18 protein-coding genes are annotated in these 22,337 nt (G+C 67.2%); 10 read left to right on the top strand and 8 right to left on the bottom strand.

Annotated features, from left to right (window positions below):
• Nucleotides 1-6: 6 nt before the first annotated feature.
• Genes UYS_RS0211695 through UYS_RS0211705 form a run of 3 tightly spaced genes read right to left on the bottom strand, consistent with a single transcriptional unit; the run spans nt 7 to nt 3,101 of the window.
• Nucleotides 7-849 (bottom strand): carbohydrate ABC transporter permease, encoded by an 843-nt coding sequence (locus tag UYS_RS0211695; RefSeq protein ID WP_016855698.1) that lies wholly within the window; start codon nt 847-849, stop codon nt 7-9.
• Nucleotides 846-1,820 carry a carbohydrate ABC transporter permease gene (locus tag UYS_RS0211700; RefSeq protein ID WP_016855699.1) on the bottom strand — a complete coding sequence of 325 codons (975 nt, stop codon included), beginning with the start codon at nt 1,818-1,820 and terminating at the stop codon, nt 846-848. The genes UYS_RS0211695 and UYS_RS0211700 overlap by 4 nt, the downstream gene beginning before the upstream one ends.
• Before the next feature lie 12 nt (nt 1,821-1,832).
• The gene (locus UYS_RS0211705) at nt 1,833-3,101 is read right to left on the bottom strand and encodes an ABC transporter substrate-binding protein (RefSeq protein WP_016855700.1); all 1,269 of its coding nucleotides are present in this window, start codon (nt 3,099-3,101) and stop codon (nt 1,833-1,835) included.
• A 366-nt stretch (nt 3,102-3,467) separates the two neighbouring features.
• Between UYS_RS0211705 and UYS_RS0211710 the strand changes: the two genes are divergently transcribed.
• Nucleotides 3,468-4,985, top strand: a complete 1,518-nt coding sequence (locus UYS_RS0211710; RefSeq protein WP_026068519.1) for a carbohydrate porin — start codon at nt 3,468-3,470, stop codon at nt 4,983-4,985.
• A gap of 131 nt (nt 4,986-5,116) precedes the next feature.
• Here the strand turns inward: UYS_RS0211710 and UYS_RS0211715 are convergent, their stop codons facing one another.
• Nucleotides 5,117-6,049: a LysO family transporter gene (locus tag UYS_RS0211715; RefSeq protein ID WP_016855702.1), complete on the bottom strand. Its 933-nt coding sequence runs from the start codon at nt 6,047-6,049 to the stop codon at nt 5,117-5,119.
• 94 nt (nt 6,050-6,143) lie between these two features.
• Nucleotides 6,144-6,800 carry a hypothetical protein gene (locus UYS_RS0211720; protein ID WP_016855703.1) on the bottom strand — a complete coding sequence of 219 codons (657 nt, stop codon included), beginning with the start codon at nt 6,798-6,800 and terminating at the stop codon, nt 6,144-6,146.
• Nucleotides 6,801-6,986: 186 nt separating this feature from the next.
• On the opposite strand from UYS_RS0211720, the gene UYS_RS0211725 reads away from it, so the two are divergent.
• Entirely contained in the window at nt 6,987-7,544 is a 558-nt protein-coding gene (locus UYS_RS0211725; protein ID WP_016855704.1) for a DJ-1/PfpI family protein, read from the top strand.
• A 287-nt stretch (nt 7,545-7,831) separates the two neighbouring features.
• Here UYS_RS0211725 and UYS_RS0211730 read toward each other — a convergent pair whose 3' ends face one another.
• From UYS_RS0211730 to ehuR, 3 genes are all read right to left on the bottom strand, one after another.
• Nucleotides 7,832-8,401: a nicotinamidase gene (locus tag UYS_RS0211730; protein ID WP_016855705.1), complete on the bottom strand. Its 570-nt coding sequence runs from the start codon at nt 8,399-8,401 to the stop codon at nt 7,832-7,834.
• Between the two features lie 68 nt (nt 8,402-8,469).
• On the bottom strand, nt 8,470-9,405 hold the full coding sequence (locus UYS_RS0211735; protein WP_016855706.1) for a 2-hydroxyacid dehydrogenase: 936 nt from the start codon (nt 9,403-9,405) through the stop codon (nt 8,470-8,472).
• Between the two features lie 16 nt (nt 9,406-9,421).
• On the bottom strand, nt 9,422-10,825 hold the full coding sequence (gene ehuR, locus UYS_RS0211740; RefSeq protein WP_016855707.1) for a MocR-like ectoine utilization transcription factor EhuR: 1,404 nt from the start codon (nt 10,823-10,825) through the stop codon (nt 9,422-9,424).
• Between the two features lie 206 nt (nt 10,826-11,031).
• Between ehuR and doeA the strand changes: the two genes are divergently transcribed.
• From doeA to UYS_RS0211780, 8 genes are all read left to right on the top strand, one after another.
• On the top strand, nt 11,032-12,231 hold the full coding sequence (gene doeA, locus UYS_RS0211745) for an ectoine hydrolase DoeA (RefSeq protein WP_016855708.1): 1,200 nt from the start codon (nt 11,032-11,034) through the stop codon (nt 12,229-12,231).
• 10 nt (nt 12,232-12,241) lie between these two features.
• Entirely contained in the window at nt 12,242-13,282 is a 1,041-nt protein-coding gene (doeB, locus tag UYS_RS0211750) for a N(2)-acetyl-L-2,4-diaminobutanoate deacetylase DoeB (protein ID WP_016855709.1), read from the top strand.
• Between the two features lie 121 nt (nt 13,283-13,403).
• Complete coding sequence (locus UYS_RS0211755) at nt 13,404-13,883, top strand: Lrp/AsnC family transcriptional regulator (protein ID WP_040478371.1); 480 nt, start codon at nt 13,404-13,406, stop codon at nt 13,881-13,883.
• Between the two features lie 170 nt (nt 13,884-14,053).
• Nucleotides 14,054-14,923: a carbon-nitrogen hydrolase family protein gene (locus UYS_RS0211760; protein ID WP_016855711.1), complete on the top strand. Its 870-nt coding sequence runs from the start codon at nt 14,054-14,056 to the stop codon at nt 14,921-14,923.
• 38 nt (nt 14,924-14,961) lie between these two features.
• Nucleotides 14,962-16,581 (top strand): biotin carboxylase, encoded by a 1,620-nt coding sequence (locus UYS_RS0211765; RefSeq protein WP_016855712.1) that lies wholly within the window; start codon nt 14,962-14,964, stop codon nt 16,579-16,581.
• A gap of 56 nt (nt 16,582-16,637) precedes the next feature.
• Nucleotides 16,638-17,627 (top strand): C45 family autoproteolytic acyltransferase/hydrolase, encoded by a 990-nt coding sequence (locus tag UYS_RS0211770; protein ID WP_016855713.1) that lies wholly within the window; start codon nt 16,638-16,640, stop codon nt 17,625-17,627.
• A gap of 35 nt (nt 17,628-17,662) precedes the next feature.
• On the top strand, nt 17,663-20,440 hold the full coding sequence (locus UYS_RS0211775; protein ID WP_016855714.1) for an aminotransferase class I/II-fold pyridoxal phosphate-dependent enzyme: 2,778 nt from the start codon (nt 17,663-17,665) through the stop codon (nt 20,438-20,440).
• Nucleotides 20,441-20,623: 183 nt separating this feature from the next.
• Nucleotides 20,624-22,105 carry an NAD-dependent succinate-semialdehyde dehydrogenase gene (locus tag UYS_RS0211780; protein ID WP_016855715.1) on the top strand — a complete coding sequence of 494 codons (1,482 nt, stop codon included), beginning with the start codon at nt 20,624-20,626 and terminating at the stop codon, nt 22,103-22,105.
• The last annotated feature ends 232 nt before the right edge of the window (nt 22,106-22,337 follow it).

The raw sequence follows: 22,337 nt of genomic DNA on the forward strand, positions 1-22,337 counted from the left end.
TGAAGCTTATCCCTTGACGGCGCCGGCGGTGAGGCCGGAGACGATGCGGCGCTGGAAGATCATCACCAGGATGACCAGCGGTACGGTGACGGTGACCGAGGCGGCCATGATCGGGCCCCAGGGCAGTTCGTGCTGGCTGCCGCCGGAGATCAGGGCGATGGCCACCGGCACGGTGCGCTGGTCGTCGGTGAGGGTGAAGGTCAGGGCGAATAGGAACTCGTTCCAGGCGGCGATGAAGGCCAACAGGCCGGTGGTGGCCATGGCCGGCCACATCAGCGGCAGAAAGACCTTTGTGATGGTCACCCAGGGCGTGGCGCCGTCCATGATGGCGGCCTCTTCGAGCTCCATCGGCAGCTGACGCATGAAGGTGGTCAGCACCCAGACGGTGAACGGCAGGGTGAAGATGGTGTAGCTGAGGATCAGCCCGCCCGGGTTGTTGTAGAGGTTCAGGCTGCGAATGACCTCGAACAGCCCGGACAGCACCGCGACCTGGGGGAACATGGAGACGCCAAGGATGGTGAGCATCACCGTGGTGCGGCCGCGAAAGCGTACCCGGCCCAGCGCATAGGAGGCGGTGATGCCGAGCAGCAGGGCGATGGCCACCACGCTGATGGCGATCAGGATCGAGTTGCCGATGGCCTGCACGAAGCTCTTCTGGGCGAAGATCTGCGCGTAGTTGCTGAAGTCGACCGAGGACAGCCAGTAGTCGACCTGGAACAGCTCGCTGGACGGCTTCAGCGAGGTGATCACGGCGTAGTAGAAGGGGAAGGTGGCGTAGACCATGATCACCGCGATCAGGGCCCACTTGCCGATCTGCTTGGCGAGCTTGATCTGCTGATAGCGGTTCATTCGTCGACTCCCAGTTGGCGGCGGCCGAGGTAGAGATAGATCACCACGGCCAGGGCGATGATCAGGAACAGCATCGTCGAGGCGGCGCTGCCGTAGCCCACGTCCTGAAACTCCACCAGCTGCTGACGGGCGTAGATCGACATGGTCATGGTGTTGGTGGAGTTGGAGGTCAGCACGTAGATCACATCGAACACGCGCAGGGCGTCGAGCAGGCGGAAGATCACGGCGACCAGCAGCGCCGGGGTGATCAGCGGCAGGGTCACGCGGAAGAACACCTTGACCGGGTGGATGCCATCGACCTCGGCGGCCTCATAGCAGTCCTTGGGCAGCATCTGCAGGGCGGCCAGCACCAGCAGCGCGACGAAGGGGATGGTCTTCCAGACGTCGACCATGATCACCGCCCACATCGACAGGTCGGCGTCGGCGGTCCAGGCCAGGGGGGCGTCGATCAGGCCCAGGGTCATCAGCAGGTGATTGATGATCCCGAACTGGTCATTGAGCATCCAGGCCCACATCTTGGCCGAGACGATGGTGGGGATCGCCCAGGGGATCAGCACCGCGGCGCGCACCAGCATGCGGCCCTTGAACTCGGCGTTGAGCAGCAGGGCGACGATGATGCCGAACACCACCTCCAGCGACACCGACACCACGCTGAAATAGACGGTGTTCCACACCGATTGCCACCAGACGGGGTCGGTGAGCAGGCCGTACCAGGCGCCGTCATCAAAGACCAGGTAGTTCTCGATGCCGATGAAGGCGGCCCCGGCGGTATCCGACAGCGAGGCATCGGTGAAGCTCAGGTAGAAGGTGCGCAGCAGTGGCCAGCCGGCCACCAGGGCCAGGGCGACCAGCATCGGCGCCAGAAACAGCCAGGCGGCGCGGACGCGCTGGCGGCGCACCTTGGTGCCCCGGTAGGCCGCCTTGGCAGTGCGCCCCACCCGGGGGGCGCTGTCGGTTGCAGAAGTGGACATCTCGACCTCCGGTTACCAGCGACGACGCTTGATGCGCGACAGTTCGCTATCCAGCTGCGAGACCGCCTCGGCGCCGGTCATGTTGCCGGAGAGCACGCTGTGGATGGCGTTGAAGAAACTGTTGCTGACGCGGCCGTAGTTGTCGCCGGTGGGGGCGGAGGGCCGTGCCACGGCATTGGTGAAGGTTTCGAAGAGGGTGCCGAAGAAGGGGACGGCGGTCAGCACTTCCTCGTCTTCATAGAGGCTGGCGATGGTCGGGTTGTAGGCGCCCTCGATGGCGCGGCGCTTCTGTTCGGCTTCACCGGTCAGGAAGGCCACCAGCTCGGCGGCGAGCTCGGGATTCTCGCTGTACTTGGAGACCGCCAGGTTCCAGCCTCCGAGCGTCGCCGCGGTATCTCCATTCGGTCCATGGGGCAGCTTGACCACGCCGACCTCGCCGGCCACCTCGCTGTCCTCGCTCTGGGCCAGCGACCAGGCATAGGGCCAGTTGCGCATGAACACCGCATTGCCGGACTGGAAGACGCCGCGGGCCTCTTCCTCGGTGTAGTTGAGTGCGCCGGCCGGCGAGATGTCGCCGATCCAGCCGGCGGCCAGATCGAGGGCCGCGGCGGCGTTCTCGTTGTCAATGGTGATCTCTCCGCCGTCGTCGACCAGGGTGCCGCCGCCTTGGCTCGCCACCCATTCCAGGGCATTGCAGGTCAGGCCCTCGTAGGCGCGACCCTGGAAGACATAGCCCCACATCTGGTCGTTGCCGTCGGCGCGCTCGGCGGCCTGGATCTCCTCGGCGATGGCGGTCATCTCCTCCCAGGTCTCGGGCGCCTCGAAGCCGTGCTGCTCGAGCAGATCCGTGCGGTAGTAGAGCACCCCGGCGTCGGTGAACCAGGGCATCGCCACCAGACGCTCGTCGACGGTGTTGTTGGCGACGATGGTCTCGAAGTGGCCGTCGGCGGCCTCTTCGCCGATGGCCTCGTTGAGGTCGAGCAGGTGATTGGCCAGCAGGCCCGGCCAGACCACGTCGATCTGCATCACGTCGATGTCGCTGGATTGTGCGGAGAGGATCTGCTGATAGAGCGACAGTCGCTCGGTGGAGGAGTTGGGCGTGGAGACGATCTCCACGTCGTGGCCGGTCTCGTCTTCCCAGGCCGCGACGCCCTCCTCGCACAGGGCCAGCTCGGCACCGACGGCGCCGCAGGAGATGGTCAGTTCAGCGGACAGGGCCGCGGGAGCGCCTGTCGCGCCCAGCAGGGCGAGTCCAGAGACGATCAGGGACTTGCGTTGCATGGCGTATCCTCGTCACTTGTTGTTGTAGGGCCGGCATGGCAAAGACACGCGTCTCATGTCGCGATGCCGGTGTCGTCTTAATCGATTAAGATATGGTGCTCAGTTAAGCGACGCGCCGTCGGTGGTGCAACCTAGACTTTGGTCGCGCAAGGTGCCGGCTATCGGCGTTGAATGTTGTTTACTTACTATTTATTAACGCGTTTGAACGGGTTTTAGACATAAGTCGTGTGTTTTTCGCGTTCTATTCCAACTACCTTCTTAAACGATTAAGTCCGGGTGCCCGGTGTCGCCCAGTGGTCGGGTAAAACGGGAGTTCTCCGGACGCGATCGAGATCTTCAGCGACAACAACAAAGGCATTGATCACGATGACAATTCCGACCCAACGCCCGCGCAAGTCACCACTCGTCATGGCCATCGCCGCCGCGGCCCTGGGGGCCAGCGGCCTGGCCAGTGCCCAAGGATCGAGCGACCTCGAGGCCAGGCTGGCTGAGCTCGAGCAGAGGATCGTCGCCGCCGAACAGCGTGCCGCGGCGGCCGAGCGCCGCGCCGACGAGGCTGAGCAGCAGATGGCAGAGCAGCTGTCCGACGAGGAGCTGGAGTCCCGGCTGGCGGCCGTGGAACGCCAGGCCAGCGGAGAGGAGGGCTTCTCCTTCAACGCCTATGCTCGTTCGGGACTGCTGATCGGTGACGGCGGTAAGAGTGCCGAGGGCGGACCCTACCTGACGCCGGCGGGTGCCCAGGGCGGCGCCGTGGGTCGTCTCGGCAACGAGCCGGATACCTACGCCGAGGCGATCCTCAATTACAAGATGCGCTTCGACAACGGCGCCAAGGCCCACTATCGGACCATGATCGCCGACGGGGTGGAGACCAGTAACGACTGGACGTCCGATGAATCGAGCCTCAACGTGCGCCAGGTCTACGTCGAGTTCAGTGATCTGCCGAGCTTCACCGGGGCCTTCGAGAACGCATCCATCTGGGCCGGCAAGCGTTTCGATCGCGACAACTTCGATATCCACTGGCTGGACAGCGACTTCATCTTCCTGGCCGGTACCGGCGGCGGCATCTACGACATGCGGCTGGCCGACAACTGGACCTCCAACCTGTCCATCTACGGCCGCAGCTTCACCGACTTTCCTGTCGACAGCATGAACCCCGCCGCCGACACCGGCAGCACCGATAACCTGATTCTCACGTCCAACAACTACTTCGGAAACTGGCAGTGGATGGTCAGCGGCATGAATGCCACTGACAACGACGAGCGTCTGACCGAGGGCAATATCGACGCCGCGGATGACGGCATCCACACCATGGTGGCCTATCATGGCGATGACTTCTTCGGCCTGAGTGACGGCAGCTTCAAGGCGGCACTGATGCATGGCCAAGGGCTGGGGGCCGAGACCAAGAGCCTCGGTTCCAACGGCAACCTCAGCGATGACGCCACCGCGACCCGCCTCGGGCTTTATGGCACCACCTATCTGGCGCCCGACTGGCGTGTGGCACCGGCCATCCTGGCCGAGACCAGCGAGGATCGCTATGTCGCGGGAGACCAGTATGACTGGGCGACCTTCAATGTGCGCCTGGCCAACGAGCTGACCGAGAACTTCGAGATGCAGTACGAGGGCAGCTATCAGTGGATGGATATCTCGCCCGAGGGCTATGGCGGCAACAATGCCGCCGAAGGTAGCTACACCAAGTTCACCATCGCGCCAACCTTCAAGCCGCAAGTGGGTGGCTTCTGGCAGCGGCCGGAGATTCGCCTGTTCGCTTCCTGGAGCGACTGGGACGAGGAACTCAACGACTATTCCCAAGACGATGCCTTCGGCAGCGACGGCTTCACCGGCGATGAGTGGGCCTTCGGGGTGCAGAGCGAGATCTGGTTCTGACAAGAATCTCTGGTCGAGTGCTGTTTCGATGCTTGCCCGCGACCGAGGTCGCGGGCGTTTTCGTTGGCGGGTCTACGCCGTCAGTAGCAACAGGGGAGCGCGTCGCGATAGGAGGGCGTCCGAGGCCAGCGTTACAGCGTCAGCAGGAACAGGATCAGCGGCGGCGAGAGCAGCGAGAGGATAAAGCCCGAGACCACCGCCACCGGCACGCAGTTGACGCCGCCGTGCTGCTGGATCACCGGCAGGGTGAAGTCCATGGAGGTGGCGCCGCCGTAGCCGATGGCCAGCGCCGGGTGACGGCCGATCACCAGCGGGATCAGCACGAAGGCCAGCAGCTCGCGGCCCAGGTCGTTGAAGAAGGCCACGCCGCCCAGCAGCGGTCCCAGCGCGTCGCCGATCAGGATGCCCGACAGCGAGTACCAGCCGAAGCCGGCGGCCATGGCCAGGCCCTCGTTCCAGGAAAGGTCGAGCAGCGGGGCGGCGACCAGCCCGCCGATCAGCGAGCTGGCGCCCAGGGTCACGGCGATGGCCAGCCCGTGGCGGTTGAGCAGGATCTGCCTGAGCGGCATGCCGGAGTTCCTGAGCTGGCAGCCGATCAGCACCAGCAGGGCGTAGAGCACCCATTCCGACAGGCGCTCTGCCCAGGCGAAGGGCGCCTCGGCGCCGCCGAACAGAACATGGATCAGAAGGCCGAGCACGATGCCGGCGAACACCACCCCGACCAGCGCCAGCGAGCCGGCCATGGCGGCCAGCTTGCTGGTGGGCGCGCCGTCCACCGCCTGGCTCGAGTCCACGGCCAGGCGCAGCCTCCGCGACAGCCAGCCCAGGGCGACGAGGTTGAAGGCCGAGGTCACGCCGAGCAGCGCAAGCGCTTGGCCGCCCATGCGCGAGAACTGGCCGCCGAGGTCGTCGAGCCCGGCCAGGCTCACGCCCATCAGCAGCAGGATGGCGTAGATCGCGGCGCTGACGCCGCGGTTGATCGCCGCCATGACGGCATCGTGACGCACCCGGACCAGATAGCCGAGGATCAGCGGCAGCAGGACGATCAGCAGTCCGGTGAGCATGCGAGAGTTCCTTCCCTGATTCTTTCCCGTTCGGGCCGTCGGCGACGGCCAAAACCGGTCACTCTAGCAGCTTGTTGGCGCCGGGGCAGCGGCCTCAGTCGCCGCCGAGCCGGGTCAGCGACAGGCGGCTCTTGCGCTCGCCGTCGCGGTAGTAGGCCATGCCCAGCAGCAGGCCCGGGCGCCGGGCATCGAAGGTGATCTCCATGCGGCGGTCGTCCTCGTCGGGTTCGGCCAGCGTCACCCGCACCGCCTCGAAGCGCCCCGTCGGCAGGGTCACGGGCGCGCGATCCAGCACCCGATAGTCGAGCCGTTCCTCGCGGCCGCGGTGGTCGCGATAGCGCAGCCGGCCCCGGTCGTCGGCGTCGTCGATGACGCGGCGGGCCAGCGCCACCAGGGCGCTCTGGCGATCGGGCAGCGGGGCCAGATCGTCCCGTTCCAGCGAGTAGGCGCGGCTGATGCCCAGCAGCGAGTAGCCGGCGGCGTAGTGCAGCGAGCTGACCCGCTCGTCGTCGAGCCGGAAGCGGCCCCATTCGTGGCCCCTGGCGCCGGGCAGGCTAGCGCGCATCTCGCTCTGCCAGTGGCCGGCTTCCTGCGACAGTCGGTGGTCGATATCGATGTCCGGCCAGCCCGAGACCTCCAGGTGGTAGCGGGCGTCGAAGGGCTGGGGTGCGGTGGCGGCCAGGCTCGGCAGGGCCGTGATCAACAGCGCCAGGCCCAGCAGCCGGGCGCGGCGCGGCAGGCGAAACGTCATCGGGAATTCCTCGCGGGAAAGAGCATCGGGGTGACTCGATTGAGAGGGCGCGGCGGCCGCCGGGTTCCCCGCCGGGCATGCTCGACGGTGATCTCGTTGACGCCTCGCTGGCATGGCCGCGTCATCGATGAGCGGTTAGGCTGGCGGGGCAGGCTCCCATTTTCGTCTTTCACAGGAGGTGTTGTCATGGCCAGACTGCTGCTTATCGCCGGCGACTTCGTCGAGGACTACGAGATCATGGTGCCGTTCCAGGCCCTGCAGGCCATGGGCCACCGGGTGGACGCGGTGTGCCCCGAGAAGCGCGAGGGCGACAGCATCCGCACCGCCATCCACGACTTCGAGGGCGACCAGACCTACACCGAGAAGCCGGGGCACAACTTCACCCTCAACGCCACCTTCGCCGAGGTCGCCGCCGGCGACTACGACGCGCTGGTGATTCCCGGCGGCCGGGCGCCGGAGTACCTGCGCCTGGACGAGCGGGTGCTGGAGCTGGTGCGCCACTTCTTCGACGCCGACAAGCCGGTGGCCGCCATCTGCCACGGTGCCCAGCTGCTGGCCGCCGCGGTGTCGCTGGCCGACTACCGGGTCTCGGCCTATCCCGCCTGCGCCCCGGAGGTGCACCTGGCCGGCGGCGACTACGCCGAGATCGGCATGGACGAGGCCATCGTCAGCGGCAAGCTGGTGACCGCCCCGGCCTGGCCGGCGCATCCGGCCTGGCTGGCGCGCTTCAACGAGCTGCTGTAAGTCGGCGCTGCCCCGGCAAAGGCGTCAGGGCGTCTCGTCGGTCCGGCGGGCGAGGCGCTCGGATAGTGTGACCGGATCGTCGCCCTCGAGTCGCGCCAGTCGGCGCAGGGTGGTCGGCAGGCGTTCGAGGTCCCGCGCAACCCGCTCCCGGGCGGCGGAAGACCGGCTGGCACCCGGGCCGATGGATCCTGCCGGGGGAGTGCTTGAGCTTCGGGGCCCGGCACATGCCACCCGCCGGCAGGACAGCTCCTCGACGCTCGGCGGGCCGATACGGCATGGCGTGTCCCTCACGGCATGATCGTGGCGCCGGCCCCGGCGAAGGCGGCCCGGCAGTCGGCCACGGCCTGCGGGTCCACCGCCGCGCTGAGCGATTCGAGCAGCAGGGTCTCGAAGCCGTGCCGGCAGGCGTCGAGCACCGTGGCACGCACGCAGACGTCCAGCGCCAGGCCGCAGACGATCACCCGGGTGACGCCGCGCTCGCGCAGGTAGCCGGCCAGGCCGGTGCCGTCGAAGGCCGAGTAGGCGTCGGCGTCGAAGGCGGTGGCCTTGCTGACGCGGAGCGTATCGGCGTCGAGGTCGAGCTCTGGGTGGAAGTCGGCGCCGGGGGTGTCCTGCACGCAGTGCACCGGCCAGGGGCCGCCGCGGTGGACGAAGCTGACATGATCGATGGGGTGCCAGTCCCGGGAGGCGACGATCGGCGCACCGCCGGCCCGGGCGGCGGCGATCTCGGCGTTGACGCCCGGCACCAGGGCGTTGCTGCCGGCGACGGCCAGGGCGCCGCCCTCGCAGAAGTCGTTCTGCATGTCCACCACCAGCAGCGCGTCCGCGGGGCCGTAGTCCAGCTGGGCTTGCGGCATCGTTTCCTCCTTCGGGGTCGCTGACGTCCCCTTCAGCGTATGCCCTGAGCCGGCGTCTGTGTCGGGCATCAGTAACCCGCCTCGGGGTCGATGGTCTCGACGTCCTCGCCGGCATCCATGGCGCGCAGCGCCTCGGCCACTTGGTCGAGCGCCTCGCCGAGCGGCGTGGGGCCGGCCATGTGCGGGGTGACCAGCACCCGCGGATGTGACCACAGCGGGCTCGATGCCGGCAGCGGCTCCTCGGGGAAGGCGTCGAGCAGCGCGCCGCGCAGCCGGCCTTCTGCCTCGCCGTCGCCCAGGGCGTCGAGCAGCGCCGCCTCGTCGATCAGGCTGCCACGCCCCGGGTTGATCAGGCTGGCGCCCTCGGGCAGCGCGGCCAGGGCCTCGGCGTCGATGATCTCGCGGGTCGCCGGCGTGCCGGGCAGCAGCAGCACCAGGCTCTTCACCTCGGGCAGCAGCTCACGCAGGCCGTCGCCGCCGTGATGGCAGCGCACGCCGGGCAGCGTCCTGGGCGAGCGGCTCCAGCCGTGCACCGGGAAGCCGTCGTCGGCCAGCGCCTGCGCCACCCTGGCGCCGATGGCGCCGAGTCCCAGCACCCCCACCGACCAGTCGGCCTTGTCGACCGGCGGACACTCGCGCCACTCGGTGCGTGCCTGCTGGCGGCGATAGCGGTCGAAGTCGCGCTGGAAGTGCAGCACGCCGTAGCGCGCGTAGTCGGCGATGGGCCCGGCCATGCCGGCGTCGCGCAGCTTGACGATGGGCACGCCCCGGGGCAGGGCGGGATTGTCGAGCATGGCGTCGACCCCGGCGCCGAGATTGACGATGCCCTTGAGCGCGGTGAGCTCGCCGAGCAGTGCGGCGGAGGGCTTCCAGGCCGCCAGGTAGTCGGCGCGGCGGCGCTCGTCGGCGGGGGCGGCGCTGGTGAGGATCTCGGCGTCGGGCAGGCGTTCGGCCAGGGCCTCGCGCCAGGCCTCGGCGGCGTCGGTGTGAACCAGGACTCGCATGACGTTCTCCTTCGTGTCAGTAGATGATCTGCATCGGCGGCGGTGCCTCGTCGAGCAGCGCGGCGAGGCGCGACAGGGCGCCTTCCAGGCGTTCGAGGTCCGGTTCGGCGCCGAGGCTCAGGCGGATGCGTCGCGGCGCCGGAGTTTGCTCGACCATGAAGGGCGTGGCGGTCGTGACGGTCATGCCTTCCTGCTCGGCCTGCTGCTGCAGCTCCTCGGGCCGCCAGGCCACGGGCAACGACAGCCACAGGTGCAGGCTGGAGGGGCGGGCGCTGAACTCGTGGCCGCCGAGCAGGCGGCCGGCCAGGCGCTGGCGCTCGCTCAGCCGCTGGCGCTGTTCGTCGGCCAGCTGCGCCAGGGTGTCGTCGGCGAGCCAGGTGTCGGCCAGCTCGAAGATCAGCGGAGTGGCCATCCAGGTGGTGGCGCGCATGCGCGGCAGGGTGTGGTGCAGCTGGCCGCGGGGCACGCTCAGATAGCCGGCGCGCAGCCCCGGCAGGGCGACCTTGGTCAGGCTGGTGACGTGGAAGCACAGCTGCGGCAGCCGGGCGGCCAGCGGCGTGAGCCCCGGCGGCTCGAGCAGCGCGTGGACGTCGTCCTCGATCAGCCATACGCCGTGGTGGTCGAGCACCCGCGCCACGGCGTCGCGTCGGGCCTCGTCCATGGTCGCCCCGGTGGGGTTGAGCTGGGTCGGGGTCAGGCACACGGCGCGCGGCCGCAGGCGCCGGCAGGCCAGGTCGAGGGCTTCGGGAATCACCCCGCGCTCGTCGATGGCCACGCCGCGCAGCTGGAAGCCCAGGGTGCGCGAGAGGGCGATCAGGCCGTGGTCGGTGAGCGCCTCGGTGAGCACCAGGTCGCCGTGCTGGACCACGGTGGAGATGGCCAGCATCAGGCCGTGGGCGGCGCCGTTGCACAGCACCCGGTCCTCGGGGCCGCCGGGCACGCCGAGGGTGTCGGCCAACCAGTCGCTGGCGCGCTCGCGCTGGTGGAGCAGGCCGGCGATGGGGCGGTTGGCGGCGATCACCTCGGGGCGCAGCTGCTCGGCCAGCGAGGCCAGGGTCTCGCGAAAGCGCAGCTGGTGGCTCGGAGTACACACCGGATGAGCGATGGAGAGGTCGACCAGCGTGCTCTCCTGGCGCGGCTCCTGGCCGCGCAGGTAGGCCGACTCCCGGGCGTCGTCCAGGGCGTTGATCCAGGTGCCGCTGCCCACGCGCGACTGCACCAGGCCCATCTTCTCGGCCTGGGCGTAGGCCCGCGAGACGGTCTGCACGCTCACGCCCAGCGTCTCGGCCAGCCGGCGGTGGGGCGGCAGCCGAGTGCCGGGCGTGAGCTCGCCCTGGCGGATCGCCTCGGACAGCGCGCGGGCGATGGCCAGGTACTTGGGGCCGCTGTCCTGAAGGAAGGGGGTCAGGTCGATTGTCATGATCCAATAAAGCCTTTGACCGTCGGCCAAGTGGGGGTGCTAGTATCGGCAGAAAGACATTGACTGAAATTGTCATGCATTGTGATGTCATCAATCATGACAATTCAAGCGGCCCCTCGCATGGCCGTCAACCGCCTTGGCGCCCCGGCATCTCCCGGCATGGAGATGGCCGGTATCGGTGACGTGATCGTTGGACGAGCGATTTCATGATTCAGGTTTCCCTTCCTTTCACTCGCGAGGAGTACGCCGGCCGACTGTGGAAGGTCCGCGCCGAGATGGCGAGCCGCGGCATCGACGTGCTGATCATCAGCGACCCCTCGAACATGGCCTGGCTGACCGGCTACGACGGCTGGTCCTTCTACGTGCACCAGTGCGTGCTGCTCGGGCTCGAAGGCGAGCCGGTGTGGTACGGCCGGCGCATGGACGCCAACGGGGCGCTGCGCACCTGCTGGATGGACCCCGAGAACCTCACCTACTACCCGGATCACTACGTGCAGAATCCGGACATGCACCCCATGGAGTACCTGGCCCAGTCGATCATGCCCGATCGCGGCTGGCACCAGGGCGTGGTGGGCATGGAGATGGACAACTACTACTTCTCGGCCAAGGCCTATCAGTCGCTGCTGCGCGAGCTGCCCCACGCCCGCTTCATGGACGCCAACGGCCTGGTCAACTGGTGCCGGGCGATCAAGTCGGCCCAGGAGATCGAATACATGCGCATCGCGGCCCGCATCGTCGAGGGCATGCATTCGCGCATCCTCGAGGTGATCGAGCCGGGCCTGCCCAAGAGCAAGCTGGTGTCGGAGATCTACCGGGTCGGCATCGAGGGCTGGAAGGACGAGCATGGCAAGGTCTACGGCGGCGACTATCCGGCCATCGTGCCGATGCTGCCCACCGGCAAGGACGCCGCCGCGCCGCACCTGACCTGGGACGACACGCCGTTCCGCGAGGGCGAGGGCACCTTCTTCGAGATCGCCGGGGTGTTCAAGCGCTACCACGCGCCGATGTCGCGCACCGTGTTCCTCGGCCGGCCGCCGGCGGAGTTCGTGCGCGCCGAGTCGGCGCTGCTCGAGGGCATCGAGCACGGCCTCGAGGTGGCCAAGCCCGGCAATCGCACCGCGGACATCGCCATGGCGCTGGGCGCGGCCATGGACAAGTACGGCTTCGACCGCGGCGGCGCGCGCTGTGGCTATCCCATCGGCATCAGCTATCCGCCGGACTGGGGCGAGCGCACCATGAGCCTGCGCCCCTCCGACGAGACGGTCCTCGAGCCCGGCATGACCTTCCACTTCATGCCCGGGCTGTGGGTCGACGACTGGGGCCTGGAAATCACCGAGAGCATCCTGATCACCGAAAACGGCTGCGAGACGCTGGCCGACTTTCCCCGCCAGCTGTTCGTCAAGTAAGGAGCACCCCATGAGCAAGCGACCGAGCCCCATCGCCGCCACCGTCGACTTCGAGGCCGACGGCGTCCAGCACGGCTTCCTCAAGCTGCCGATCTCCAACGACGAGTCGGCCTGGGGGGCGGTGATGATCCCGATCACCGTGGTCAAGAACGGCGAGGGCCCGACCGCGCTGCTGACCGGCGGCAACCACGGCGACGAGTACGAGGGCATCACCGCGCTGCAGAAGCTGTCGAGCTCGCTCGCCGCCGAGGACGTCAGCGGCCGGTTGATCATCGTGCCGATGATGAACACCCCGGCGGCCCAGGCCGGCAAGCGCACCTCGCCGATGGACGGCGGCAACCTCAACCGCAGCTTTCCCGGCGACCCCGACGGCAGCGTCACCGAGAAGATCGCCGACTACTTCACCCGCATCCTGGTGCCGATGAGCGACGCGGTGCTCGACCTGCACTCCGGCGGCCGCACCCTGGACATCGTGCCCTTCGCCGCCTCCCACGTGCTCGACGATGCCGACCAGCAGCGCCGCGCCCTGGACGGCGCCAAGGCGTTCGGCGCGCCCTACGCCATGATCATGTTCGAGCTCGACGCCGAGGCGCTGTTCGACACCGCCGTGGAGCGCCAGGGCAAGGTGTTCGTGGCCACCGAGCTCGGCGGCGGCGGCACCTCCACGCCGCAGAGCCTGGCCATCACCGAGCGTGGCATCCACAACTTCCTGGTCCACTTCGGGCTGGTCGAGGGCGAGATCGAGGCGCCCGCCGAGCCCCAGGTCTATCTCGACATGCCGGACGCCAGCTGCTACGTGCAGAGTGAGCACACCGGACTGCTCGAGCTGACGGTGGCGCTGGGCGAGACGGTGGAGCACGGCCAGGTGATCGCCCGGGTCTACGACATGACCCGCAGCGGCGCCGCGCCCATCGAGTACCGCGCCGAGCGCGACGGCCTGCTGATGGCGCGCCGCTTCCCGGCCAACGTCAACATGGGCGACACCATCGCGGTGATCGCCGAGGTGGTCGATTCGCTCGACGCCGGTCAGACCCAGCCCCAGCGCCAATGAGCGACGGCCAGGCAAGGCGAACAGCGCCGAAAGCGCGGAGTTTACGAGGGGTAAATGAGCATCTTGAGACGCTGTTCAACGCGGCATGGCCGAGCGCAATCAGCTGGGATGGTGGTCTGACATGAAGCTCGATCGCTACGATCTCAAGATCCTCGAGATCCTGTCCCGCGAGGGGCGCATCACCAAGTCGAAGCTGGCCGAGGCGATCAACCTCTCGGTCAGCCCCTGCTGGGAGCGGGTGCGGCGGCTGGAGAGGGCCGGCATCATCGAGGGCTACGGGGCGCGGATCGACCCTAACGTGCTGCGGCCGCGCACCCCGGTGTGGGTGCAGATCGAACTCAAGAGCCACAACGCCGAGAGCTTCGCCCGCTTCGAGGCCCTGGTGCGCGACACCCCCGAGGCCGTCGAGTGCGTGGCCGTGGGCGGCGGCGTGGATTACCTGGTCAAGTTCGAGGCCGCCTCCATCGACGCCTATCAGCGCCTGATCGACGCCTGGCTGATGTCCGACGTCGGCATCGAGCGCTATTTCACCTACATCGTCACCAAGCGCGTCAAGCGCCCCGATAGCGGATTCGCCGCCGGTGACTTCGTCCCCGACTGAGGACGACGGCCCGCGGCGCCCCTGCTGCGTTGATTCGCCCCGCCGCGCGTGGCATAAGCTAGAAGGGTGATGGGGTTTCCCCCCACGCCTGGCGATCCCTCCGGCGTAGCACGATGCGTGGCGCCGGCCGCCTGCAGTGATTCGAGATCGCCTGACGCAGAGGGTATGACATGTCCTATTTCACGATTGCCGGTGTCCAGATGCTTGCCCTGCATCACGGTGACAACACCGACGCCATGCGCCATCGCATCGATGTGCTGATGAGCCGCTTTCCCCAGGTGCAGATGGTGCTGTTCAGCGAGCTGATGCCGTTGGGCGCCTCGCCGCATCACGCCGAGCCGATGCCCAGTCACGCCGAGGCGGTGTTCTGCCACCTGGCCGAGAAGCACCGCATCTGGCTGATTCCGGGCTCGATGTTCGAGCAGGCCGGTGATGCTATCTATAACACCCTGTCGGTGATCAATCCCCGCGGTGAAGTCGTGACGCGCTACCGCAAGATGTTCCCGTTCCGCCCCTACGAGGCCGGCGTGGAGAGCGGCGAGGAGTTCGTCGTCTTCGACGTGCCGCAGGTGGGGCGCTTCGGCGTGTCGATCTGCTACGACATGTGGTTCCCCGAGACCACCCGCACCCTGGCGTCGATGGGCGCCGAGGTGATCCTGCATCCGACCATGACCGACACCATCGACCGAGACATCGAGCTGTCGATCGCGCGCACCAATGCCGCGGTCAACCAGTGCTATTTCTTTGACATCAACGGTGCGGGGGCCATCGGCAACGGGCGCTCCATCGTGGTCGGGCCGTCCGGCGACGTCATCCACCAGGCCGGCACCGGCGAGGAGATCATGCCCGTGGAGGTCGATCTGGGCCGCGTGCGCCGCGAGCGCGAAACCGGCCTGCGCGGCCTCGGCCAGCCGCTCAAGAGCTTCCGGGATCGGCGCGTCGACTTCACTCTGTATCGTCACGAGGGTGGCTCCTCACCCTTCCTCGATACCCTGGGGCCACTCGAAAAGCCACAACGAACTAATATTGAGGATTACTGACCGTCTCGCAGGAACAATTCCGGAACTGAGGAGCCCCCATGTTCGCCCGAATCCTCGATGGCCTGCGTCGCCTGTTCCATTCGTCCGCGGCCGCCGGTGATGCCGGCGCCGACCAGCCCGAGCGCTCCGCCCCTGCCGCGGCGGGGCGCGCGGCTTCCGAAGACCCTCAGGGAGCGATCACGATGAGCAGCAAAATAACTAGTATTGCCGATGTCCGTCGCCATTTTCTCAACAACAAGCGACCGATCTATTTCATCTCGGCGACCAACTTCAACCTGCTGGGGATCGGCGACTGGGTCGGCGGCTTTCGCCACATCAACTACATCGACTGCTTCGACCGGCGTCAGCGCAACGTCTTCGTGCCCCGGGAGAAGTTTCCCCGCGACTTCGAGGGCATCGAGGACATCAACAACTACCTCCTCGAGCACAAGGAGGTGATCGACTTCATCCACTCCCGTGCCCAGGGGGATGACGGCGGTATCGCCACCTTCCTGATGTTCGACGAGCACACCGAGGAGATCTGCGACCAGCTGGGGCTCAAGGTCGCCTTCCCGCCGGCGGCGCTGCGCTCGCGCATGGACAACAAGATCGAGACCGTGCGTATCGGCAACAAGGCCGGGGTGCCCAGCGTGCCGAACGTGCTGGCCAAGGTGGGCAGCTACCAGGAGCTGCTGGAGGCCAGCCGCGAGCTCGGCACCGACCTGGTGGTGCAGACCGCCTACGGCGACTCGGGGCATACCACCTTCTTCATCGCCAGCGAGGAGGACTACTACAAGGTCGCCGAGGAGATCGAGGCCGAGCCCGAGGTCAAGATCATGAAGCGCATCAACTGCCGCGGCTCGGCCATCGAGGCCTGTGCCACTCGCAGCGGCACCGTGGTCGGCCCGCTGATGACCGAGCTGGTGGGCTTCAAGTCGCTGACGCCCTACAAGGGCGGCTGGTGCGGCAACGAGATGTTCGCCGGGGCCTTCAGCCAGACGGTGCGTGACAAGGCCCGGGAGTACACCTTCAAGTTCGGCGAGGCGCTGCGCGAGGAGGGGTACCGGGGCTACTTCGAGCTCGACTTCCTGATCGACATGGACGGCGGCGATGTCTATCTCGGCGAGCTCAACCCGCGGGTCACCGGGGCCAGCTCGCTGACCAACGTGGCGGCCTTCGCCCACTCCGACATCCCGCTGTTCCTGTTCCACCTGCTGGAGTTCTCGGACCTGGACTTCGATCTCGATATCGCCGAGATCAATGATCGCTGGTCGCATCCCGAGAGCATCGACAGCTGGAGCCAGCTGGTCATCAAGCACACCGAGGAGAGCGTCGACCTGCTGACCGCCGCGCCGGCCTCGGGCGTGTGGAGAATGGGGGAGGACGGCCGCATCGCCTACGACCACTACGATTCGCATCCTCATGCCGCCGAGAACGAGTGCGAGGCCTTCTTCCTGCGCATCAGCGGCGAGGGCGATTTCCGCTACGAGGGGGCCGACCTGGGGATTCTGATCACCCGCGGTCGACTGATGGACGACGATTTCCAGCTCACCGAGCGGGCCAAGGCGTGGATCGAGGGCATTCGCGGTGAGTTCTCCGGCCAGCCCCTTCAGGATCCGGTGGTGGAGGAGGTCGCCGTCAGCCATGCCATCGGCGGCGGCAACTTCAAGATCCTATGAGCGGGAGACACCACGCTGGCCCGCCGCCGGGCGGGTCGGGGGGCGGGTCGGACAAGATGCTGGACTTTCGCACCGTGCGGGAGGCGTCCCCGGGGGCCAAGTGGCGGTCGCTGTTCGACTACCACTGGCCGGCCTACGAGCAGTGGTACCTGAGCGAGGGCGAGCGTGAGCGGCCGGCCTATCTGGCCTGCTACAACGCCTTGCGTCGCCATATGCCCGAGCTGGTGGACACCTATCGGACCCTGTGCGAGCTGGCCGGCGGGGGCGACCTCAGCGCTCGCTTGCTGAGCCTGTACCGGCCGCCGGCCTATATCACTGGCTGCTCCCAGGCGGTGCTGGCCCGGCCGTCGGCGACGGTGCTGGCCCGCAACTACGATTACCCGCCGGAGCTGTGTGAGGGCACCATCCTCTACAGCCGCTGGAACCAGCGTCGGGTGATCGCCATGTCGGATTGCCTGTGGGGTGTGCTCGACGGCATGAACGATGCCGGGCTGACGGTCTCCCTGGCCTTCGGCGGCCGCAAGGCGGTGGGCGATGGCTTCGGCGCGCCGATCATCCTGCGTTACGTGCTCGAGACCTGTGACGACGTGCCCCAGGCCGCCGAGGTGCTGAAGCGGGTGCCGACGCACATGGCCTACAATATCACCGTCGCCGACCGCAGCGGTCGCTATGTGACGGCGATGATCGCTCCCGACCGCCGCGCCAGCATCCGTCGCGTGCCGGTGGCCACCAACCACCAGAAGAAGATCGAGTGGTACGCCCATGCCCTGGCGTCGGAGACGCTGATCCGCGAGCGCCAGCTGTCGATCCTGGTGGACGACGAGGACACCAGCGAGGCGCGCCTCATCTCCGCCTTCGCCTCGCCGCCGCTGTTTCGTCATGACTACGGCCGCGGCCTGGGTACCATCTACACCGCCGTCTATCGCCCGACCGAGGGGCGAGTCGGCTTCCGCTGGCCGGGACTCGCCCTGGAGCTGGGCTTCGACGACTTTCCTGAGGAACGCATCACCGTGCGCTACGGGGCGCGGGGGCTCTATACGGGCTGAGAGGGTGCAGAACAAGAGCCACTAAGGGGACCGCCATGCACGAGAGCAGCCACACCGAAACGTCCTACACCGCGCTGGGGTTCTATCACAAGATTTCCCAACTGCGCGCCGATACCTGGAACGCGCTCAAGCGCGACCTCGGCCAGCTGGTGCGACTCAAGGGAGAGGGAGGCGAGCGCCAGCTGGTCAAGGCGATCGACGTCAAGCTGACTCGCCTGGAGATCATCGAGGACTACCACGCCTTCCCCTCCAAGGAGGATTTCCGGCACATCTGGGCGCTGTTCGACCGCGAGGAGTACGAGCTGCTCGAAAAGGTGGTCAAGCGCCTGGTGCGGGCGCTGATCAGCGAGTCCTACCGGCGTCGCCACGTCGACCTCAGCGAGACCGACGCCGATGCCGAGGATCTGGAAACCCTGGACGCCCTGAACCAGCTGCGTCGCGGCCACCCGGCCTCCAACAGCTCGGCTCAGCCCTACTTCGAGTTGCTGATCGTCGACAACTGCTCGCCCCAGGAAGAGGAGGTGGTGCGCGAGGCCTTCCACAACCTGCGCCGGCCCGAGGACCGCTTCGTCTATGACGTGGTCACCGCCCGCAGCTTCGAGGATGCCCTGATCGCGGTGCTGGTCAATCCCAACATCCAGGCCTGCCTGATCCGCTTCGACTTTCCCTTCAAGTCGAAGTACAACCTCAGCGCCCTGCGCGGCTATCTCGAGGGGTTGTCCGAGCAGTCGATAGAGACGCATTCCGAGGCGGAGCGCAGCATCCTGCTCAGCTCGATGATCCAGGAGCTGCGTCCGGAGGTGGACCAGTTCCTGGTCAGCAGCGGCGACGTGGAGAGTACCGCCAGCAGCGACATTCGCTACTTCAAGCGGATCTTCTACCGCGAGACCGACTACATCGAGCAGCATCACACCATCCTGCGGGCGATCGACGAGCGCTATCGCACGCCCTTCTTCGATGCGCTGCGCGAGTACAGCAAGAAGCCTACCGGCGTGTTCCATGCCATGCCCATCTCGCGCGGCAAGTCGGTGACCCGCTCGCACTGGGCGGGGCACATGATCGACTTCTACGGCATCAACATCTTCCTCGCCGAGACCTCGGCGACCTCGGGTGGCCTGGACTCGCTGCTGCAGCCCTTCGGGCCGATCAAGAAGGCCCAGGAATACGCCGCCCGAGCCTTTGGCGCCCGCCAGAGCTTCTTCGTGACCAACGGTACCTCGACCGCCAACAAGATCGTGGTCCAGGCGCTGATCAAGCCTCGAGACATCGTGCTGGTCGACCGCGACTGTCACAAGTCGCACCACTACGGCATGGTGCTGGCCGGGGCCCACGTCAGCTATCTGGATTCCTATCCCCTCAACGACTACTCGATGTACGGTGCGGTGCCGCTGCACGAGATCAAGAAGACCCTGCTTGCCTATCGTCGCGCCGGCGAACTCGATCGGGTGAAGATGCTGCTGCTGACCAACTGCACCTTCGACGGCGTGGTCTACAACGTGCGCCGGGTGATGGAGGAGTGCCTGGCGATCAAGCCGGATCTGGTGTTCCTGTGGGACGAGGCCTGGTTCGCCTTCGCTTCCTTCAACCCGACCTACCGGCCGCGCACCGCCATGCACGCGGCGCGCACGCTGCGCGACCGTTACCGCAGCGAGGCCTATCGCGAGGAGTACGCGGCCTGGAAGGCCGAGTTCGACGCCCTCGACCCCGACGACGACGCCACCTGGCTCGAGCGTCCGCTGCTGCCGGACCCCGATCTCGTGCGCATTCGCACCTACGCCACCCACTCCACCCACAAGACCCTGACCTCACTGCGTCAGGGCTCGATGATTCACGTCTACGATCAGGACTATCGTCAGCGCGTCGAGGCGCCTTTCCACGAGGCCTACATGACCCACACCTCGACGTCGCCCAACTACCAGATCCTGGCCTCGCTGGACGTGGGCCGCATGCAGGCCGAGATGGAAGGCTTCGAGCTGGTGCACGCCCAGGTCGAGGCGGCACTGTCACTGCGCGAGCAGCTGTATAATCATCCGCTGCTGCAGAAGTATTTCCGGGTGCTCAAGAACGCCGATATGGTGCCCGCGGAGTATCGGGAGTCCGGCGTCGAGTCCTACTACGATCCGGTGACCGGCTGGAATCAGATGGAAGAGGCCTGGGCGCGAGACGAGTTCGTGGTCGACCCCTCCCGGGTGACCATCGGCATCGGCGCGACCGGGGTCGACGGCGACGCCTTCAAGAACGAATACCTGATGAACAAGTACGGCATCCAGATCAACAAGACGTCGCGCAACACCGTGCTGTTCATGACCAACATCGGCACCACCCGGGGCTCCATCGCCTACCTGCTCGACGTGCTGATCAAGCTGGCCAAGGAGTTCGAGAACCGCTGGGAGGACAGCAGCCGTCCCGAACGCAAGATCATCGAGCACCGCGTCCACTCGCTGACCCGGGAGCTGCCGCCGCTGCCCGACTTCAGCCGCTTCCACGACGCCTTCCGTCGCGGCCCCGAGACCCCCGAGGGAGACATCCGCAGCGCCTACTTCCTGAGCTACGACGAGGAGAACACCGAGTACCTGCGCTTCGACAACGGCGAGCTGCAGGCCCAGGCGCGCCAGGGACGCGACGTGGTCTCGGCGAGCTTCGTGATTCCCTACCCGCCGGGCTTTCCGGTGCTGGTGCCGGGGCAGGTGGTCAGCGAGGAGATCCTGCACTTCCTGCAGGCCCTGGACGTCAAGGAGATCCACGGCTATCGCCCCGAGCTCGGCCTGCTGGTGTTCACCGAGGCCGCCCTGGCTGCGCCGCCGGCCTACTGAGGGCGGGACGAAAAAAATCGCAACTCTTTGGCGCCGGAACGAAAAAACGTCACGTCTCCGGCGCCCGACTTCAAAAACTCCTGCCCGCCTTCCTGCCTTACCCTGACTCCATCGCGCGGCAACCGCCGCGGAGCCATGTCATCGCCGATACGATCCTGCATCGGCGTTTCAGGGGAGGTGCTTATGACGCTGTCCAACATGCTCGACGACCCGCGCCTGTTCCGGCAGTACGCCTATGTCGACGGCAAGTGGACCCACGGCGACGAGGGCCGCGAGGACGCGGTCGTCGACCCGGCCACCGGCGAGGTGCTGGGCCATATTCCGCTGCTCGAGGCGGCGCAGATCGGCGCCGCCGTGGACGCCGCCGAGGCGGCCTTCGTGCACTGGCGGGCGCTGCGCGCCGACGAGCGCTGCGAGCGTCTGCTGGCCTGGTACGACCTGCTGCAGGCCCATCGCGAGGACCTGGCGCTGATCATGACCCGCGAGCAGGGCAAGCCGCTGCCGGACGCCCGCGGCGAGGTCGAGTACGGCGCCAGCTTCGTGCGCTGGTTCGCCGAGGAGGGCAAGCGCACCTTCGGCGAGACCATCCCCAGCCACATCCCCAACGCCGCGCTCGGCACGCTCAAGGAGCCGGTGGGCATCGCCGCGCTGATCACGCCCTGGAACTTCCCGCTGGCGATGATCACCCGCAAGGCCGCCGCCGCCATGGCCGCCGGCTGCCCGGTGATCGTCAAGCCGGCCCACGAGACGCCGTTCTCGGCGCTGGCGCTGGCCGAGCTGGCCGAGCGCGCCGGCATTCCGGCCGGCATCTTCAACGTGGTGCTGGGCGATGCCGCCCAGGTCTCGAAGCTGCTGTGCGATGAGGATCGCATCAAGGCGCTGTCCTTCACCGGCTCCACCCGGGTCGGCCGGCTGCTGATCGAGCAGTGCGCCCATACCGTCAAGCGGGTGTCGCTGGAGCTCGGCGGCAATGCGCCCTTCATCGTCGGCCCGGACATGGACCCCAAGGAAGCGGCCTTCGCCGCCGTGGCGGCCAAGTTCCAGACCGCCGGCCAGGACTGCCTGGCGGCCAACCGCATCCTGGTGCACGAGTCGATCCACGACGCCTTCGTCGAGCAGTTCGCCGAGCGCATGGCGGCGCTGACCGTGGGCAATGGCCTCGACGGCGAGGTCGACCTGGGGCCGCTGATCCACCGCCAGGCGGTGGAGAAGGCCGCGGCCATCGTCGACGACGCCGTCTCCCGCGGCGCCACCCTGGTGGCCGGCGACCAGAACCGGGCGCCGGGCGAGAACTTCTTCATGCCGACCCTGCTGACCGGGGTGACGCCGCAGATGAAGGTCTGGCGCGAGGAGAACTTCGCCCCGGTGGCGGGCATCACCGCCTACCGCGACGACGACGAGGTCATCGAGATGGCCAACGACACCGAGTACGGCCTGGCCGCCTACGTCTACACCCACGACATCCGGCGCATCTGGAAGCTGCTTCGGGCGCTGGAGTACGGCATGGTCTCGGTCAACTCGGTGAAGATGACCGGCCCGCCGGTGCCCTTCGGCGGCGTCAAGCAGTCCGGCCTGGGCCGCGAGGGCGGCGTGACCGGCATCGACGAGTATCTGGAGACGAAGTACTACTGTCTCGGCGCCCTGGGCTCGGTATCAGGGAGCTAGCTGCGCTCGGCCATACGGCGTTGGATCCTGTCTCGGGCGCGAGTCCGATCGAACATGCTCATTTACGGAACGTAAACTCCGCTGTTCTCTCCAGGATCCGCCTTGTCTGGCCGTCGCTCGCAGAGCTCTCTTGTTTTGAGGCAGAAGTTTTTTCAGCAAGCTGTGCCCGAGCGGCGCGGGTTTAGGAAGAGGATCGGCGGTGGCCGGTCCGCGCATGACGAACGACGAACCT

This window comes from Halomonas smyrnensis AAD6, assembly GCF_000265245.1.
Taxonomy (GTDB): Bacteria; Pseudomonadota; Gammaproteobacteria; order Pseudomonadales; family Halomonadaceae; genus Halomonas; species Halomonas smyrnensis.

What these genes read in the sequence shown, in the direction of transcription:
- UYS_RS0211760 (WP_016855711.1), top strand. Translation starts at nt 14,054, where the DNA reads ATGTCCTATTTCACGATTGCCGGTGTCCAGATGCTTGCCCTGCATCAC.
- doeB (WP_016855709.1), top strand. Translation starts at nt 12,242, where the DNA reads ATGAGCAAGCGACCGAGCCCCATCGCCGCCACCGTCGACTTCGAGGCC.
- UYS_RS0211695 (WP_016855698.1), bottom strand. Translation starts at nt 849, where the DNA reads ATGAACCGCTATCAGCAGATCAAGCTCGCCAAGCAGATCGGCAAGTGG.
- UYS_RS0211770 (WP_016855713.1), top strand. Translation starts at nt 16,638, where the DNA reads ATGCTGGACTTTCGCACCGTGCGGGAGGCGTCCCCGGGGGCCAAGTGG.
- UYS_RS0211725 (WP_016855704.1), top strand. Translation starts at nt 6,987, where the DNA reads ATGGCCAGACTGCTGCTTATCGCCGGCGACTTCGTCGAGGACTACGAG.
- UYS_RS0211700 (WP_016855699.1), bottom strand. Translation starts at nt 1,820, where the DNA reads ATGTCCACTTCTGCAACCGACAGCGCCCCCCGGGTGGGGCGCACTGCC.
- UYS_RS0211775 (WP_016855714.1), top strand. Translation starts at nt 17,663, where the DNA reads ATGCACGAGAGCAGCCACACCGAAACGTCCTACACCGCGCTGGGGTTC.
- UYS_RS0211730 (WP_016855705.1), bottom strand. Translation starts at nt 8,401, where the DNA reads ATGCCGCAAGCCCAGCTGGACTACGGCCCCGCGGACGCGCTGCTGGTG.
- UYS_RS0211705 (WP_016855700.1), bottom strand. Translation starts at nt 3,101, where the DNA reads ATGCAACGCAAGTCCCTGATCGTCTCTGGACTCGCCCTGCTGGGCGCG.
- UYS_RS0211780 (WP_016855715.1), top strand. Translation starts at nt 20,624, where the DNA reads ATGACGCTGTCCAACATGCTCGACGACCCGCGCCTGTTCCGGCAGTAC.
- UYS_RS0211755 (WP_040478371.1), top strand. Translation starts at nt 13,404, where the DNA reads ATGAAGCTCGATCGCTACGATCTCAAGATCCTCGAGATCCTGTCCCGC.
- UYS_RS0211720 (WP_016855703.1), bottom strand. Translation starts at nt 6,800, where the DNA reads ATGACGTTTCGCCTGCCGCGCCGCGCCCGGCTGCTGGGCCTGGCGCTG.
- UYS_RS0211735 (WP_016855706.1), bottom strand. Translation starts at nt 9,405, where the DNA reads ATGCGAGTCCTGGTTCACACCGACGCCGCCGAGGCCTGGCGCGAGGCC.
- doeA (WP_016855708.1), top strand. Translation starts at nt 11,032, where the DNA reads ATGATTCAGGTTTCCCTTCCTTTCACTCGCGAGGAGTACGCCGGCCGA.
- UYS_RS0211710 (WP_026068519.1), top strand. Translation starts at nt 3,468, where the DNA reads ATGACAATTCCGACCCAACGCCCGCGCAAGTCACCACTCGTCATGGCC.
- UYS_RS0211715 (WP_016855702.1), bottom strand. Translation starts at nt 6,049, where the DNA reads ATGCTCACCGGACTGCTGATCGTCCTGCTGCCGCTGATCCTCGGCTAT.
- UYS_RS0211765 (WP_016855712.1), top strand. Translation starts at nt 14,962, where the DNA reads ATGTTCGCCCGAATCCTCGATGGCCTGCGTCGCCTGTTCCATTCGTCC.
- ehuR (WP_016855707.1), bottom strand. Translation starts at nt 10,825, where the DNA reads ATGACAATCGACCTGACCCCCTTCCTTCAGGACAGCGGCCCCAAGTAC.